Annotated in this window: 14 protein-coding genes; 10 read left to right on the top strand and 4 right to left on the bottom strand. The window is 33.7% G+C overall.

The features are described 5' to 3' along the window. Positions 1-14 precede the first annotated feature (14 nt). Positions 15-836, top strand: a complete 822-nt coding sequence (locus QE109_RS06850) for a ZIP family metal transporter (protein WP_281093699.1) — start codon at positions 15-17, stop codon at positions 834-836. A gap of 73 nt (positions 837-909) precedes the next feature. Here QE109_RS06850 and QE109_RS06845 read toward each other — a convergent pair whose 3' ends face one another. Beyond that, the gene (locus tag QE109_RS06845; protein ID WP_281093683.1) at positions 910-1,920 is read right to left on the bottom strand and encodes a hypothetical protein; all 1,011 of its coding nucleotides are present in this window, start codon (positions 1,918-1,920) and stop codon (positions 910-912) included. A gap of 9 nt (positions 1,921-1,929) precedes the next feature. Continuing rightward, a complete protein-coding gene (locus QE109_RS06840; protein WP_281093682.1) occupies positions 1,930-2,565 on the bottom strand; it encodes a metallophosphoesterase in 636 nt (211 codons plus the stop codon). Between the two features lie 341 nt (positions 2,566-2,906). Here QE109_RS06840 and QE109_RS06835 point away from each other — a divergent pair, with 341 nt between their 5' ends. The 6 genes from QE109_RS06835 to QE109_RS06810 all read left to right on the top strand — a co-directional run bounded on the left by QE109_RS06835 (position 2,907) and on the right by QE109_RS06810 (position 8,310). Next, positions 2,907-3,272, top strand: a complete 366-nt coding sequence (locus tag QE109_RS06835; protein WP_281093681.1) for a response regulator — start codon at positions 2,907-2,909, stop codon at positions 3,270-3,272. 31 nt (positions 3,273-3,303) lie between these two features. Further along, positions 3,304-4,629 (top strand): putative bifunctional diguanylate cyclase/phosphodiesterase, encoded by a 1,326-nt coding sequence (locus tag QE109_RS06830; RefSeq protein ID WP_281093680.1) that lies wholly within the window; start codon positions 3,304-3,306, stop codon positions 4,627-4,629. A 215-nt stretch (positions 4,630-4,844) separates the two neighbouring features. Next, entirely contained in the window at positions 4,845-5,945 is a 1,101-nt protein-coding gene (locus tag QE109_RS06825; protein WP_281093679.1) for a glycosyltransferase family 4 protein, read from the top strand. Next, complete coding sequence (locus QE109_RS06820; protein ID WP_281093678.1) at positions 5,917-6,945, top strand: lysylphosphatidylglycerol synthase transmembrane domain-containing protein; 1,029 nt, start codon at positions 5,917-5,919, stop codon at positions 6,943-6,945. The genes QE109_RS06825 and QE109_RS06820 overlap by 29 nt, the downstream gene beginning before the upstream one ends. Before the next feature lie 23 nt (positions 6,946-6,968). Continuing rightward, the gene (locus tag QE109_RS06815) at positions 6,969-7,238 is read left to right on the top strand and encodes a hypothetical protein (protein ID WP_281093677.1); all 270 of its coding nucleotides are present in this window, start codon (positions 6,969-6,971) and stop codon (positions 7,236-7,238) included. A gap of 10 nt (positions 7,239-7,248) precedes the next feature. Then, positions 7,249-8,310 carry a hypothetical protein gene (locus tag QE109_RS06810; RefSeq protein WP_281093676.1) on the top strand — a complete coding sequence of 354 codons (1,062 nt, stop codon included), beginning with the start codon at positions 7,249-7,251 and terminating at the stop codon, positions 8,308-8,310. Between the two features lie 11 nt (positions 8,311-8,321). On the opposite strand, the gene QE109_RS06805 is transcribed toward QE109_RS06810, so the two are convergent. Further along, positions 8,322-10,946, bottom strand: a complete 2,625-nt coding sequence (locus QE109_RS06805) for a UPF0182 family membrane protein (protein WP_281093675.1) — start codon at positions 10,944-10,946, stop codon at positions 8,322-8,324. A gap of 494 nt (positions 10,947-11,440) precedes the next feature. Next, on the bottom strand, positions 11,441-13,183 hold the full coding sequence (locus QE109_RS06800; RefSeq protein ID WP_281093674.1) for an ABC transporter ATP-binding protein: 1,743 nt from the start codon (positions 13,181-13,183) through the stop codon (positions 11,441-11,443). A gap of 214 nt (positions 13,184-13,397) precedes the next feature. Between QE109_RS06800 and QE109_RS06795 the strand changes: the two genes are divergently transcribed. From QE109_RS06795 to QE109_RS06785, 3 genes are read left to right on the top strand one after another with little or no spacing between them, the layout of a single operon-like run. Then, entirely contained in the window at positions 13,398-14,015 is a 618-nt protein-coding gene (locus tag QE109_RS06795; RefSeq protein WP_281093673.1) for a TetR/AcrR family transcriptional regulator, read from the top strand. Continuing rightward, the gene (locus tag QE109_RS06790) at positions 14,012-14,980 is read left to right on the top strand and encodes an ABC transporter ATP-binding protein (RefSeq protein ID WP_281093672.1); all 969 of its coding nucleotides are present in this window, start codon (positions 14,012-14,014) and stop codon (positions 14,978-14,980) included. The genes QE109_RS06795 and QE109_RS06790 overlap by 4 nt, the downstream gene beginning before the upstream one ends. Beyond that, a complete protein-coding gene (locus QE109_RS06785; protein WP_281093671.1) occupies positions 14,973-16,286 on the top strand; it encodes an ABC transporter permease subunit in 1,314 nt (437 codons plus the stop codon). Before QE109_RS06790 ends, QE109_RS06785 begins: the two co-directional genes overlap by 8 nt. The last annotated feature ends 6 nt before the right edge of the window (positions 16,287-16,292 follow it).

Genomic DNA, 16,292 nt, shown 5'->3' with positions numbered 1-16,292 from the left:
AGGAGGGTTATATGATCACATTTTTCGAACAATTTACACCAATACAGCAAGCCTTAATAGGAACGCTTTTTACTTATAGTGTTACGGCTCTAGGAGCAGCACTTGTATTTTTCTTTAAAAGTATTAATAAGACTGTATTAAATGGTATGCTAGGGTTTGCTGCTGGCGTTATGATCGCCGCAAGTTTTTGGTCATTACTAGCACCAGGTATTGCTATGGCAGAAGAACTCGGTCAAGTTGCTTGGTTAACAGCCAGTATTGGGTTTTTACTAGGCGGAGGCTTTTTATATGCAGTTGATAAAATTCTCCCCCATCTACATCTAGGCTTAGATACTTCTCAAGCAGAAGGTGTCAAAACAACATGGCAGAGAAGTGTATTACTTGTACTTGCGATAACGCTTCATAATATTCCAGAAGGATTAGCAGTAGGTGTTGCATTTGGTGCTGCAGCATCAGGTAGCATAACTGGAGCGACTATTGCTGGTGCAATTGCACTTGCGATAGGGATTGGACTTCAAAATTTCCCTGAAGGTGCAGCTGTTTCAATACCACTGAGACGTGAAGGCTTTAGTAGAACAAAAGCTTTTCTTTATGGACAGGCATCGGGGATTGTTGAACCTATTGCTGGTGTTTTAGGTGCGATGGCAGTTATATATGTGAGACCTATACTACCATATGCCCTCGCTTTTGCTGCTGGTGCGATGATCTATGTTGTTATTGAAGAACTTATTCCTGAAGCGCAAAGAGAAGAAGGCGGTTCTAAAACGGATGTTGCGACGATCGGTGCAATGATTGGATTCAGCGTAATGATGATATTGGATGTTGCTTTAGGTTAATGTTAAACAATTAAAATAAAGGAGTTATTGTAGAACTTGATTTATTGATCAAATCTACAATAGCTCCTTTTTCTCATGAGGTTCTTGATTTTATAATATCCTCTTCTAGTTGTGACAAGGTATCTTTTGCCTGATCGCTTAATTTACTATAAGTAGCAGTTCTTGAAACTGTACCGAGCTGGTGTCTAGTTTTAGGTGATTCCTTGGTAATGGTATCGTTCCAGTCTATTTTTTTACGGTTATAGTAAACATCATAATCAACTATACGCGTGCCATCTTCAAGATATTCAAGGCCAAGTAAAATATATTTGATCGTTTTTGGATCGGTGAAACTAAAGAAGCGCACGCGGTATACTTCAATCGACATCAAGAATCTTGGATAATCTTTTGACCATGATTCGCCAAGTACAATGCCAAGTTCAAGTTCTTCTAAAACTTCAAGCAGTCGATCATAATGTAACGAATAGGCACCATACCGATCGTATATACGGATCTCCATTTCATTCCAATCTTTGTTACCGATGCCGCAGTTGAGATAACTTAGAGCATGCATACGTAGTTCTTTTAGATGATGATAATAATTACCATCTAGTCTCAGAAAATAGGGATGTAGTTCTTGATAAGTGATGTTTCTGTTAAGTGGTCTATCGGTTAGTGCGACGATAGTCGTTTGATCGTTGCCACTATCAAGAATATGTTTGAACTCTCCAATTTCACCGCCCATTTCAGTCTGCATCAAAGTGAGCATAGCTGATAAGTTCCCGATAGCTCTCATGATGAGGATATGTGGTGCAGTTCTTATATTCGAAATCATTGAATTACCATCAGAGGCGTATAATTTACACATAAAGGTAAGTGGATCATCTTCAACAATCATTGCAGTTTTAACATCTAAAAAAGGAACAGTTTCATATAGTTCTTCAAGCAAGTATAGAATTGTATTGCTTTCGTTTGCGTTATCAAAAGCGATATCAAGGTCAAAAGAGGTTGCATTAAAATGATTTTTTAAGAATATAGTAAGCACTTCAATTTGGTTAGACTTCAATAAAAGAATTCTCGGTCCAGTTCTTATAAGTGAAAACATAAAGCCTCCTTAGATACCTATACTTCTTTTGTTTAATCTGGCATCATCAACACCCCATGGGTATTCAAGTTTTAAAACACCACCAGTGATTAAATCAATTAAATGGATTGAGGTGATGCCATTTAAATAACAAGTGTTTTTTTTCAGTTGTAATGGGGTAGATAAATCATGACCATACAAATAATAGTTTGAGTTAAAAGATTCTATTACGTGAAGATAATGGCTAAAAACAATAGATTTCCCATAAGCGGTAATTTCACCATAAGAATCATGGACTATTATTCTACCCGATTTTTGATGAATGTAACTATGAGAATCATGATTACCAAGCGAAATATGGATTATTTTAGCTGCGGAGTACTCAAGTATTTTTAGTAAAGAGAGGACTTCGCGCTCGTAATATCTTATCGCTCCAGGTTGCATTTGTAGTTTGATATTATCGACTAAATCGCCAGTGTGTACTATAATTTCAGGATTGATTTTTTTTATAATCCTAGAGAGTTCTGAAAAGAACATACTTGGGGTATCGGAGATGTGTAGAAGGATAGGGTTTTCGATGTTGAAATCTTTTTCAGAGGGGGTATATAGATCATCAAGAAACACACGACCCATTAAATATGATAGTGCTTTTTTTATACCGTACATTTAACGCCCCCTACAATTTGACTTCATTGACTCTATTATACATTTTATTTTATGAATAATATAGAGCTTACGCATGATAGAAGGATTATTAAACATTTTGTTTAGTTTTTTTGTAAGGAGGTAAATATGAAATACGAGTACTTTATTTCTTAAGTGTTTACCATATGAAACGTATTTAAAATTAAATAATACATATGTTTAACGAAAATTTGGTGGTCAGATAGAAAGGGTATTCTGGACTATGATTAAAACCATGTCGATGTATTTTCGGCATGTTTTTTTGATTAGGAGATTCAGCTTTTATATATGCATCTTTGAAAATAATTGAAGTGGAGGTAAAAATGAAAAATGTAATGATAGTAGATGATGCGACGTTTATGAGGATGACGATTAAAAGAATCTTAGAAAACAATGAATTTAACGTTGTTGCTGAAGCTGAAAATGGATTCAAAGCCATTGAACTTTTTTTGCAATTAAAACCTGATATTATTTCTCTTGATATAACAATGCCCGAAATGGATGGTATTGAAACATTACGCAAGATTAAGGAGATTGATTCAAAAGCAAAAGTTGTTATGGTAACAGCAATGGGACAAGATAAACTTGTTAGGGAAGCTGTTAAACTTGGCGCAACATCTTTTTTGGTAAAACCATTTAACGAAAACCAATTGATTCAAACTTTTAAACAAGTATCTTCTAGAAATTAGTTTTTAGTTTGAGAATGGGAGATCTGAGCTAATGAAAACAAAAAAGTATATAAAAAAAGCAAATATAAACAGAAATAAATTTACTTATCCAGTCGTACAATTAGATGATTTGACAGATTTTCTTAAAAGAAAATCGTTTCTCAGATTACTTAGCGAACACCTTTTTTTAAAGCAAGAAGGCGCGATTTGTCTTTTGGATATAGATGATTTTAAAAATATCAATGATGTTTACGGTCATCGATTTGGTGATTTAGTGATCGAGACTATTGCTGAAAGAATTGATGGAAAATCAGCGTGTGATAAGTTTATTGCCCGCTTAAATGGAGATGAATTTGTAATTGCTTTTATTGATAATTCTCATCAAAACAACACGAGGACTGAAATTCAAGAACTAATAAAAAAAATAAGTTTGCCAATGTCGATTGAAGGTAAAACTGTTTTTATCAGTATTAGTGCAGGTGTTTCATTGTTTCCACTTAATAGTGTTGATGCAGAAGAACTAATTATGTACTCAGAAATGGCGATGTATGAAGCGAAAAAATTAGGAAAAAATCAAGTGGTATACTTTAATTCAACTATGAATGAACACTTGAAATTACATACAGAAATTGATGAAATATTAAAAGTTCAAGATAAAGAGAATATATTTACCATGGTATACCAGCCTATTGTAAATGCAGTTACTAAAAAAATAGTTTCTTTTGAAGCACTTATACGTATGAAAGATCGAAAATACTCCCCCATGGAATTTATTGGTATAGCAGAAACAACTGGTGAAATTCAAGCATTGGGGAGATGGATCACTGAAGAAGTTATAAAGCAAATATCCTTGTGGAATATGCAAGGCATTTCTGCTGTTCCAATAGCGATCAATTTTTCATGTAAGCAAATGCTCGATCATGGATATCTGTCTTTTTTTGAAAACACTCTTGATAAATATGGTGTTTTGCCTACTCAAGTTGTCATAGAAATTACTGAAAGTGTTTTTATGGATATAAGGTATAATGGGGTGAATTTTATCAATGAATTTAAAAAAATGGGTGTTATAGTAGCGCTTGATGACTTTGGAACTGGATATTCTTCGCTCATATACCTCACAAATATTAATTTTGATAAAGTTAAATTAGACCGTTCATTTATTCAAAAGTTAATTGATGATAAAAGTGTAAAAGTTCTTTCTGGCATCATACACATGCTGCATAGTATTGATGTAAGTGTGGTTGCAGAAGGTGTAGAAGATGAGATCCAAAGTCGAACTCTGTTGTCTTGTGGTTGTGATGAGCTCCAAGGTTACTACTTTGGTAGACCACTTGGACCAAATCATGTACTTTCATTTGTTGAACCTTCCTCCAAATAAGTATTGCTAAAATAAGTGAGAGATTCTTAAGTATTGCTTAAGAATCTCTCACTTATTTGGATTTATAGACATAAAAGGCTATAATATAAGTACAAGAAAATAATTTATCTAATTATGCCTTAATGACATTTTAATTGAAACTTAACAATTGGCATATATGATAAGGGTATATATAAGATATGGACTACTGCGAGTAAAATTGAAAGGATGAAATCATGAAATACAGCTTAGTGAAAATGCAAAAAATTGACAAACCAAGAATTTCAGTGATGTCGTTAGCAGATAAAGTAAAAGGACAAGGTGTAGGATCGGCATATTCAGAACAATTAAACCTAATCGAAGAAAGATTAGATGATGTTTATGATATTAAAAAAAACACACTAAAGAGTGGCGCAATAACACATTATCATTCAATTAACTTCCGCTTTTTTATGCATTCTTTAATGAATAAGAAAAGAACTGTTCGTGTTGGATCAGTTCATTTTATACCTGAAACCATTGAAGGTAGTATTACTTTGCCACCTTGGATGAAACGTATTTTTTATTGGTATATTTTAGAGTTTTATAGAAGTATGGATCAATTAGTCACTGTGAACCCAATATTCATTGATAAATTAGTGGCATTAGGATTTGATCAGGAGAATATTAGCTATATACCGAATTTTGTTTCTGGCGAACAGTTTTATAAAATTTCAAAGGAAGAAAAGAAAAATGTTAGGGCGAGATATGGGTTAGACGAGAATGACTTTGTAATGCTTGGTGTTGGTCAAGTTCAAACTAGGAAAGGCATATTAGATTTTGTTGAAGTTGCAAAATCTTGTCCAGACAAAAAGTTTGTCTGGGCTGGTGGTTTTTCTTTTGGTCGAATCACAGATGGGTACGATGCATTAAGCGAAGTTGTTGAAAACCCACCTAGTAATGTTCGGTTTTTAGGCATTATTGATCGTTCGATGATGAACGAAATATACAACATGGCGGATATTATGTTTTTACCGTCTTATAGTGAGTTATTTCCAATGACAGTACTTGAAGCTATGAATGTTGGTATACCAATGCTTTTAAGAGATTTGGAACTATATGAAAATATTTTGTTTGATTACTATCTACGTGCGAATGATAACAATTCATTTTCTGCTTTAATTGAGAGATTATCAAGTGATCATGCTTTTTATGAAAAATGGGCAGGACAATCTCAAAAGGGGAGCCAATTTTACTGCAGAGATTCTGTTGGCAAAATGTGGGAAGAGTATTATGCTCAAATGCTAGAGTTGGAGAGTAGTGATCATTATGTCAAAAAATCAAAAGCGTATTACTAAATGCCTAGTCCCTTTAATCAGTTTCGTCATAGTAATTGCTGTAATTATTGTTAAAGGGGAGTTTAAAAATATCGTTGAAGCGATCAGAGGTATTAGACCCATCTTTTTATTATTGGGTTTCTTCTTGATTGGTGCTTATTGGACTTTTGAAGCGATAATACTTCATCGTCTGTTACACCACGCCAAAGAGCGTTTGAGTTTTTGGAAGACGTTGAGAATCACATTAGCGGGCCAATTTTTTAATGGTATAACACCATTTGCTTCTGGTGGACAACCTGCCCAGCTATATATGTTGCATAGACTCAACGTTCCTCTGGGTACAGGTGCTTCAGTACTAACAAAGAAATTTATCATATATCAAGTCGCACTTGTCATCTATAGCTTTATCGTATTAATCTTTGAATCAAGATTTTTCTTAGGACAAATCCCTAATTTTGTCTATCTAGGCGTTGTAGGCTTTGTTGTGAATTTTGCAGTCATCGGTAGTTTAATATTGATAGGATACAACTATAGATTTACCAAAGGACTTGTAATTAAAGTCACTAAATTTTTAAAAAGGCATTTTAATTATCAAAAGGTAAATCATAGGTCTTTGAAATTTCTTAGACAAATCAACCTTTTCCATCAACAAATGGAAGAGAATCATAGTGGGATAGGCACTTGGATCATTATAGGTTTTTTATCTATGCTTCAATTGACTTTCTTCTTTAGTATTCCTTTAGTGATTGGATATGGTTTTCATATGACGCACCTGTCTATTTTTTATATGATTGGAGCGGCAGCGTTTGTTTCTATGGTAACAGCGTTTATCCCATTGCCAGGTGCGGCAATTGGTGCTGAAGGAAGCTTCTACTTGGTGTATCAAATTTTTTTCCCATCAAAGATTGTGATAACTGCGCTATTACTTTGGAGACTATTTACGTATTATTTACCTCTTATTGTAGGAGGAACAGTGGTTATGATTGGAAATGATAAGTCAGATTACTCAATAGATGTATAGGTACACCATTTCAAGGAGAACATATGGATGAAGAACAGGATAAAGGAGTAAAATCTACAATTTTCAAATCTCAAAGTGAACAAGAATTATTAAAGAAAATTGCGTATCATGAAGCCTATAGCACTGCGTACAAGTTGAAACTCGCTCAAAAAGTTGTTATAAAAGTTGGGAAGGCCGCAGGCAAAGCTGCGATTAAAGGCGCAGCAAAAGGAAGCGAAGTATTAAAATATAAACTCAATGATCTTAACGAAAAACGAAAAGATAAAAAAGGAAATGAGAAAGACATAAAATAAGGAGAATGCAATGGTACTTCAGATTGTTATATTCGTCTTACTACTAATTTTAGCAGTGATTATTCCACTTGAACATATCTTTGGAAAAAGAAAAAATATGATTAATACTTCAAGTACGTTTTCTTTTGTAATGGCTCTTTTCCTAGTTAATATACTCACTACTGCCGGTAACCGCTATGATTCAATTGGTTTTTTAGTTGCTACTCTTGTATTAATTTTTTTTAGCTTTATTGGTGGTGTGTTTAATAAAATATATAGTGGAAATGAATACAATATTCCAGATTTTGAAACAGTAAGTGTAGAAAAGGTTTTTCAAAAAGGATTAGATTATCTTAGGTTTCCAGAATATAATCGAGAAGTTCAGCAAGAAAATAAAAAGGTTAAATATACCTTTGAAAATGAAAAGTACAAAGTAGAATTTAACACAAAAAAATATTTTTTTGAAAGTGGTTATTACCATACAATTATTTTCAAAAATTCAATGCCTAAAGAAATGAAACGTAATCTACTAGAATTTATGGAAGACTATCTCAAGCAGCAAGGCGAACCTCAAGTAAGATGGAGAACACGGATCATAGAAGCTGTGATTGTCTTTGTCATAGTAGTTGGTGCGATGGGCTTTATGAATTATTCTATTTTGAATCCTAAAACGATAGAGCAGATTTATACAGATATGCCAGATACTATAATGATTGAAAAATATGATCCGGTCACACAAGAACTTGAGAGTGTTACAATCACTGATACCGATGTCATAGATGATCTTTTAACACCAGTTACTAACGCCTATGCTTTTATTATTTCAAATACGTATCTGGATGAGAAGGATACTCAGTTTACTTATCGCTTAAGTATCCCTGGTAATGCACGTGAGCTTTATTATCAGTCATCAGCGATCCACATGTATTATAACTATGAAGCATTGTCCCATGGTGACTCACTTTGGATGAAATTTATGGTTTATATTAATAATATTTATAGCCAAAAAGATGGCGTCTACTATTACCTGATAAATGATGATACTTATGCAGGAAGAGACGCCGAGGCAATAATAAGTCAATATTTTAATTGAATGATTTAGTATTATGGATTGATCTGTTGTTCTAGCAGATCAATTGTTTTTTTGAGATCATCTAATTTTCTTTGTGTTTCATCAAACTGTGACTGTATCTGATTCAATAGTTCACTAACCGTATCGTTTTCTTGTGATGGTTGGCTATTTGAACCAAATAATTTTTCAAGACCAAGTTTTAAATTTTGTTCCATCACTATTTTATCACCGTATGCGATGATAACACGTTTCATTTCCGGTAGACTATCTGCGTTGTCTGACTGAATATAAATCGGTTCAACATAAAGTAGTGAGTTCTCAATAGGAACCACTATTACATTTCCTCTAAGAACACTTGATCCCTGTTGGCCCCAAAGTGTAAATTGAGGTGATATTACAGAATCTTGATCGATGCGTGATTCGATCATAATTGGACCTTGAACAGTTTTATTCTTTGGAAAGCGATATAGAAATACTTCGCCATAATGTTCACCATCGTTTCTAGCAACAAGCAAAGAAGTCATATTTGGTTTCCCCTTTGGTGTATAAGGGAGTATGAGTGCAAACTCTGCTTTTTCATCAATCTTAAACATGACATAATTAGACTGAATGGTCTGAACGTTATCCATATATTTTTCAGTTGCAAGATCCCAAATATCTTCACCATTATAGAATACAACGGGATTATTAACATGATATTTTTGATATACATTTGCTTGAAGATCAAAATAGTCCTGAGGGTATCGAATATGTGCATCAAGTCCTACTGGTAGTTCGGCTTTTGATTTAAAGAGTCCATTGAAGATGGAAGCATAAGTTTTAATGATCGGGTCTTCTTCATCAAAGATGTAAAAGTCAGTGCTGCCATCATAGGCATCTATAACAACTTTCACAGAATTTCTAATATAATTAATCCCTTGTTCTTCAAAAGAATAGGACTGTGAATACGGATAATAACGCGTTGTTGTATAAGCATCTATGATCCAATACAATTTGCCATCATCTTGGTTAACAACGATGTATGGGTTAGAATCGTAGCTTAAAAACGGTGCTATAGATTTCACTCGATCTAGAATATTACGTTTGAGAATAATCCGACTGTCTTTTTGGATGTTATTGGAAACCAATAGTTTTAGGCTTCCTTCTTTAATTGAAAATAAAAACTTGTTAAAACCGGTGAGTTTTATGCCAGTATCAGCTGAATAAGTAGTTTCCACATTATCTGAGCCACTTGGGTAGTCAAACTCTTTTTCATCGGTGTTTACGATAATATAACTTTCATTCTGTTCCCCAAAATAGATTTCGGGTCTAGTAATGGTTAGGTCGGTATTTGTTGTAGGTGGAATATTTTTAAAAAGCAACTCTGGTTGTCCCTCGTTGGTAACTTTGTTGACGGGGGCCATTACAATACCATAGCCGTGGGTATATTTCAAATATTGATTGATCCATGTCATGGCTTTGTTATCTAATTTGTATTGATCGAGTTCTCTAGCGGTTATAAATACTTGTGTGTATTCATCATTTATCATATATCTATCGATATCAATGTTGTTGAAGTTATAGTAAAGACGAATACTTTGAATTTGGTTAAAGGTTTGAAGTAGAGGTCTTGAATCGTTAATTCTGATATTCTTGATCGTTTCATTGTTGGCGTTGATGGTATCAAGCGTCAAGTTCTCTTCATAAGGGAATTCGATAAGATCAACAGCATTTAAGTTATAGGCGATTTGTGTGTAAGCAATATTGTGTTCAATATACTGTGTTTCTTTTGTGATTTCATCAGGTTCAACAACTAATTTTTGAACGACAAAACCTGAAAGTGATAAAACAACCCAACATCCGATCAAAGCAATCGGGCCGATACTCATTAACTTAAATGAAGCTTTTTTATGCGCAATCCAAATGAGCAATGCACTTACAAGTGCTAATATTGAATAGAGTAAAAGCGCCCATAATGTAACATGTGTATCTGTATAACTAGCGCCAAATGCAACCCCACGTGCTGAATATAAAAGGTCGAAAATTCGAGTGAAAAATATTCCTGCAAAAGCTAAGAATATGCCAGAAATTAAATGTGCAGATTGCCTAAAGAAGTCTACATAGAAATCGCGTGAATAACTCCCTCTAAAGAGTAATATCTCAATGAGCAATGAGAAGATAACCATTAAGGTTAGGAGTATTAAAACGATAAATAGTGCAGCTTTAAAAAATGGTAAAACAAAAACATAAAAACTAATGTCAAGCGAATAGACAGGATCTTGTATACCAAAAGAAAAACGATTGATAAATTTTAAAAAATCTAGCCACAATAAGTTGCTCATAACTGACGATAAAAAGATCCCCAGTAATACAGAACCATATGTGAGCCATTTTTTTATCTTGTTTGTGTTAAAAGGAATTTCTTCTTGATTAATCTTTGAATAATGATACATATAGAGATGTTTGAAGAAATGTCTAAACAAGAGTGTTAAGACAATAGCAAGTGGAATAAAAATAAGAAGTTTAGTAGAAATTCTTGTGAGTAATACCTGTTGATAACCAATGGAGTCAAACCAAATCAAATCAGTAATTAAAGTGATGAGTTTATTAAAACTTAAAATAATTAATAAGCCTAAACCGATAAAGATAATTCCGATTTTTTGCTTTATACTTTTCATACTTTCCTCCAATCTAAATAATCTCTATTTAATATATACCCAACTAAAAAGTTTTCAATGAAATAGTTGATTAATATAAAAAATGATGGGTACATATATACCAAGAGGCAATGCCTCTAATAGGTTGGGTAGTGCATACAAGGAATGTTTTAAAGTAAGTTTAACAATTTTTCGTTAATGTTTCTTTGATTAGATGTAAGATTCAATTTACAAATGAAATTTGAACTTGAAGTTAGTTTCAAACGTTTTAAATCTGCATCTGATGCAGACGTTTTAGATCTTAGTTTCGTAAATCAGTATTTGAAGGTATGTATTTGAAGGTATGTGTTAAAAGTAAGTATTTGAAAGTATGTATTGAAAAAATGTAACTGAAGTATAGTAATTGGAAATAAGTATTTGAAAAGTAAGTAGTATGTACTACACCATCTATTGAAGGGGAATCCATTTTGGATTCCCCTTTATTTTTGTGTGTGATTAACTGAAAGCTTAATAACTTAACTATTAAGCATATCGGGGATATAACCACGAAATTGAGCGTGATACAGTTTATTATAAAGTCCGTTGGATTCAATTAAGGTCTCGTGACTACCACGTTCTGCAATTCCTTGGTCAGTCATAACGAGAATTTCATCTGCATTTTTTATTGTTGATAATCTATGTGCAATGATTAACGTTGTACGTCCTTTAGCGAGAACTTCTATAGATTGCTGAATCGCATATTCATTTTCATTATCAAGCGCTGATGTCGCTTCATCGAGTATAAGAATCGGTGGATTTTTTAAGAATACTCGGGCAATTGCTATTCTTTGTTTTTGACCACCAGATAGTTTGACACCTCGTTCGCCAACAAAAGCGTTGTAACCACCTTCTAAAGAAAGTATAAATTCATGAATATTAGCTTTCATAGCAGCTTCTATGATTTCTTCATCACTTGCACCTGGGCGACCATAAGAGATATTGTCTCTTACAGAACCATGAAATAAAAAAACGTCTTGTTGTACGATACCAATTTGATTTCTCATGGAAGCAAGTGTTAAGTGTTTTATGTCTTGATCGTCAATCGTGATACTTCCTTGATTGACATCATAAAATCTTGGTATGAGTTGTGTGATAGTTGTTTTTCCCACACCAGATGGACCAACAAGAGCCATTGTTTTCCCAGCAGAAATCGATAGTGAAAAGTCTTTAAGTACTGGTTCTGTATCCTTCTCATATGAAAAAGTAACATGATTAAAATCTATTTTTCCAGATACATTTTTAAGTGGTTTGGCATCATCACAATCGACAATAGTCGGTTCCATCTTCATCATCTCCATAAACCGCTCAAAACCTGCTGCGCCTGATTGAAACTGTTGCGTAAGTTGAATTAGGGCTCTGATTGGTTTGGTGAAAAAAGTGATGAAAAGTAAAAATGCTAATAGATCGCCATAGTTGATATAGCCTTTAGAGACAAAAATCCCACCAGCTACCATTGAAGAAAGTGTCATCATATCGATAAAAAAACCATTTCCAGCTTGATATGAAGCAATAGCTTTAAATGAATCTTTTTTTGAATGTAGATGTGCATGATTGGTGACATGAAACTTCTCAATTTCAAAAGACTCATTTGCAAATGATTTTGACAATCTAATCCCAGAGAGACTACTTTCAAGTTGGGCGTTGATATCGGCAAGTTTAATTCTTACATTTCTAAAAGTAGTCATCATAGATTTTCTCATTAAGACTGAGTAGACAATGGTAAAAATCACAAATGAAAAAATAATCAATGTAAGTGCTAGGTTAATCTGAACCAATAAAATAAAACTTCCAAGTAGCATCAAAACTGAAACAAACAAATCTTCAGGTCCGTGATGTGCAAGTTCAGTTACATCGTTGAGATCTGCTGTTAGCCTGTTCATTAATTGTCCAGTTTTTATGTTGTCAAAGAAAGAAAATTCTAATTTTTGAATATGTGTAAATAAGTCTTTACGCATGCTATATTCTATTCTTGAACCAAGTACATGTCCCCAATAGCCCATAAAGTAGTTCAGACCTATTTTCAAGATATATAACGCTAAAATTCCTAGCGATAGATAGACAATCATACGTATGTTGCCTTCTGGGATGAGATCATTGACAACTTTTCTGGAAAACATAGGGAAGAGCAGATCAATTCCCGCCATTAATAAAGCCGCCATGAGGTCGAGTGAAAAGAGCAGTTTGTGTGGTTTGTAGTATCTAGTAAATTGTTTAAGCATCTAATCCTCCATTTGTTTAGTGTGTCTAAATATCATTTAGAATTATTATATGTCACTTCGTAAAAATTCTCAAGACAAAGACAGGGGAGGAAAGCATAAAATAAAGTTGACAAAGATGTTAAAAGAGAGTAATCTATGACTGAAAGACCCGGTTGGGTCATAGAATTTGCTTCATCTATGACCCAAATGTGCTATCGGGTCACAGGAGGAAAATATGGGCCGTGCTTTTTCTGAACATGAAAAGGAACAAATCAGAGCAAGATTGATAGAAATTTCAAAAGAAGAGTTTGAAAAGACACCCTTCCAACTGGTTAAAGTGGAATTTATAGCTAAACAGGTAGGTATATCCAAAGGTGCCTTTTATAACTTTTATCCATCAAAAGAGAGCTTGTTTTTAGATGTTTTGATTGCAGTTGAAGCTGAAATACAGCGAGATATTTTATCTCGCTTAACATCACATCGTTTATTAAGAGAACAACTGATTGATATATTATATTCGACGATGATTTTATTTGAAAAAAGCCATATTTTCAAATCCTTTTCAGATAGACAGATACAAACCTCTTTGCTAGAGAAGGCAAGTCAGGCTCAAAAATCTCAGATGCTATTAGCAGATCAACAGATGTTATCAATGCTACTACGAGATGATAGCGACTTAAAAGTATCTCGTGATGTTGCACTTGATATGATGCGAAGTGTTTTCTTTATTGCCCCTTATAAAGATCAATTAGAATCAAACTTTGAGGTTTTTATGAAGCATTATATTACTTCAATTATTGAGGGAATCATCAAAGAAGATGCAACTGCATTTAGACCAGAGGAAGGTGTATGATGGGCATAGAATTTAATAATGTCAAAAAGTACTACGGTAAGTCTAGAGGTGTGGATCACTTGAATTTAAAAATAGTTGAAGGCGATTTTTTTGGGTTTGTGGGTCCAAATGGTGCTGGAAAAACAACTGCAATTAAAGCGCTTCTCAATCTTATAATACCTGATTCTGGTAGTGTTAAGATATTAGGTGTTGATACTCAAAAACAGATTAGAAAGATCAAAACAGCTATAGGTTATATGCCGTCAGAAGTGAATCTATATGAAGATTTTACAGTTGAGAAGCTCTTTAGCATGAATAGAAGTCTCTATTTGAATCATGAAAATGCCGTTTTGCAAGGACACAGAAGTAAGAAGGCGTTTGAAGCCGATATGCGAAAACTAGAAAATGAGATGGTCCAGCGCCTTATGATTGATCCTTCAAAAAAATTTAAAGCATTATCACTTGGCAACCGAAAAAAAATCGGATTTGTACTCAGTACGGTTCATCGACCAAAAGTTTTGATCTTAGATGAACCAACATCTGGATTAGATCCTCTTGTTCAAGATGAATTGATGAAACTATTGATAAAGTTTAATATGGAAGGCATGACGATTATGCTTTCTTCTCACACACTTAGTGAAGTAGAAAATAATTGTAAGTCAGTAGGGCTGATAAAAGATGGCAAGATGCTCAAACATGAAAGTATGGAAACGCTTAAAAGGCATAATTTGAAAACTGTGGATTTAACTATAAATCGATCTGAACTTAATTTGCTAGAGCATTGGAGTCATCAATATGATGCAACTAAGCTAGGGGAAATAAGAGCACTCGGTAGTTTCGTGAAAATCACATACAAAATGCCCCAAGACATTCATACAATTTTATCAAGTTTAAGTCAGTTGACATTAGAAGATGTTGATATTTATAATCCAAGCTTAGAGACGCTATTTATGCATTATTATCACCAGGAGGTTTCGCATGATTAGACTTTATAAAGTGGAATTCGCAAAAAGATTTAAAACAGTCCTCATGTTTTTTGCCGCAGTTGGCGGTATGGTTTTTATCAGCATGATGTTTTTTAAGACAATAGCAGAAAATATGGAAATGCTAGATTCTTTTCTTTCCACTGGTATGATGAATAATATACTCGGTGCTTTTAATATCAACGTAGCTGGCATGAAATCACTTGTTGGATTTTTTTCATCATATTGTACCATGTGGGTGATGATGGTTGGGGGGATTTTCTTTGCATATTTTGGTGCAGAGATGATCTCAAAAGAAGAAAGGACAGGAACCATAGAATATCTTGCGCTTAAGCCCTTTTCAAGAACAGAAGTTTTTGTTTCAAAATTAATGGTACTACAAAGTTATATAGTACTTTTCTTTATAGGAATATATTTAGTAGGTGCACTTGGTCTCACGATTCAGAAACCTTATGCAGCTTGGTCAATCAACAAAAATGTTTTAACACAGCCTATGATAGATTTAATCAGTGAAAAAGGAGATCAAGCTGTAAAAGACTTAGTGGGGGATGAATCGCTTTTCAACCGATTTACTACGATGATGCTGATGACCTCTTTTTCAGCAAGTGATGAAGAATTATCCGCTGCTGGCATAGATGCCAAAGGCTTAATAAGTGCGTTAGGTTCTGAACTTGACAGTCCCGATCAATTATTTGAACAAATGTTATCAGACCCACAGCGATATATAGCACTTTTCAAGAATTATGCGACTGCAGATGAGTTTAGTAATATGACTGATGATGCTTTCATAACAAACGTAAAAGAAGAACAACAAAAATACGCGACACTAAAGTCGAGTTTCATTGGTTCTTCTCGTTTACTAAGAGATTATTTTAGCTATGCACCTGAATTTTTTAGCGAAGTGATCCTAGAAAAAGGGTTTATGAACGACTTAGTTTTAAAGATCCCTGAAACTGAAGCTTTATTTACAAAGTTAAATTGGGAAAGTTTTAATCAAGTATTGATCAATATGTGGGTGGTAGTAGTAAGTTTAGGAACTTTAGGGTTAGCGTTTGCCAGTGCATCAAAGTTTATCTGTGAAAATTCACAAATTTTATTATTGATAGGTGCTTTGTTTTATTTTGCCAATTCGATTATCAGTTTATCACCTATTTTGAGTTTTCTTAAATGGTTTACACCCTTTGGATATGCAGATACATCTGGAGAAAGTCTCAATTTAGTCAACTTAGCAATCCTAATTATCATTGCTATGACTATAGCAGCTTCAAGTTTAATTTTATATAAAAAACGTGATTTTGTAAGACAATAATGCTAT

Source organism: Fusibacter bizertensis, from assembly GCF_029914245.1.
Taxonomy (GTDB): domain Bacteria; phylum Bacillota; class Clostridia; order Peptostreptococcales; family Acidaminobacteraceae; genus Fusibacter_C; species Fusibacter_C bizertensis.
The sequence above is the reverse complement of the archived record's forward strand: the minus strand, read 5'-3'. Positions and strand labels throughout refer to the sequence as shown.

Excerpts from the sequence above, each read along its gene's own strand:
- QE109_RS06790 (WP_281093672.1), top strand. The coding sequence starts at position 14,012 with ATGATGGGCATAGAATTTAATAATGTCAAAAAGTACTACGGTAAGTCT.
- QE109_RS06840 (WP_281093682.1), bottom strand. The coding sequence starts at position 2,565 with ATGTACGGTATAAAAAAAGCACTATCATATTTAATGGGTCGTGTGTTT.
- QE109_RS06810 (WP_281093676.1), top strand. The coding sequence starts at position 7,249 with ATGGTACTTCAGATTGTTATATTCGTCTTACTACTAATTTTAGCAGTG.
- QE109_RS06815 (WP_281093677.1), top strand. The coding sequence starts at position 6,969 with ATGGATGAAGAACAGGATAAAGGAGTAAAATCTACAATTTTCAAATCT.
- QE109_RS06835 (WP_281093681.1), top strand. The coding sequence starts at position 2,907 with ATGAAAAATGTAATGATAGTAGATGATGCGACGTTTATGAGGATGACG.
- QE109_RS06805 (WP_281093675.1), bottom strand. The coding sequence starts at position 10,946 with ATGAAAAGTATAAAGCAAAAAATCGGAATTATCTTTATCGGTTTAGGC.
- QE109_RS06785 (WP_281093671.1), top strand. The coding sequence starts at position 14,973 with ATGATTAGACTTTATAAAGTGGAATTCGCAAAAAGATTTAAAACAGTC.
- QE109_RS06830 (WP_281093680.1), top strand. The coding sequence starts at position 3,304 with ATGAAAACAAAAAAGTATATAAAAAAAGCAAATATAAACAGAAATAAA.
- QE109_RS06795 (WP_281093673.1), top strand. The coding sequence starts at position 13,398 with ATGGGCCGTGCTTTTTCTGAACATGAAAAGGAACAAATCAGAGCAAGA.
- QE109_RS06825 (WP_281093679.1), top strand. The coding sequence starts at position 4,845 with ATGAAATACAGCTTAGTGAAAATGCAAAAAATTGACAAACCAAGAATT.
- QE109_RS06845 (WP_281093683.1), bottom strand. The coding sequence starts at position 1,920 with ATGTTTTCACTTATAAGAACTGGACCGAGAATTCTTTTATTGAAGTCT.
- QE109_RS06800 (WP_281093674.1), bottom strand. The coding sequence starts at position 13,183 with ATGCTTAAACAATTTACTAGATACTACAAACCACACAAACTGCTCTTT.
- QE109_RS06820 (WP_281093678.1), top strand. The coding sequence starts at position 5,917 with ATGTCAAAAAATCAAAAGCGTATTACTAAATGCCTAGTCCCTTTAATC.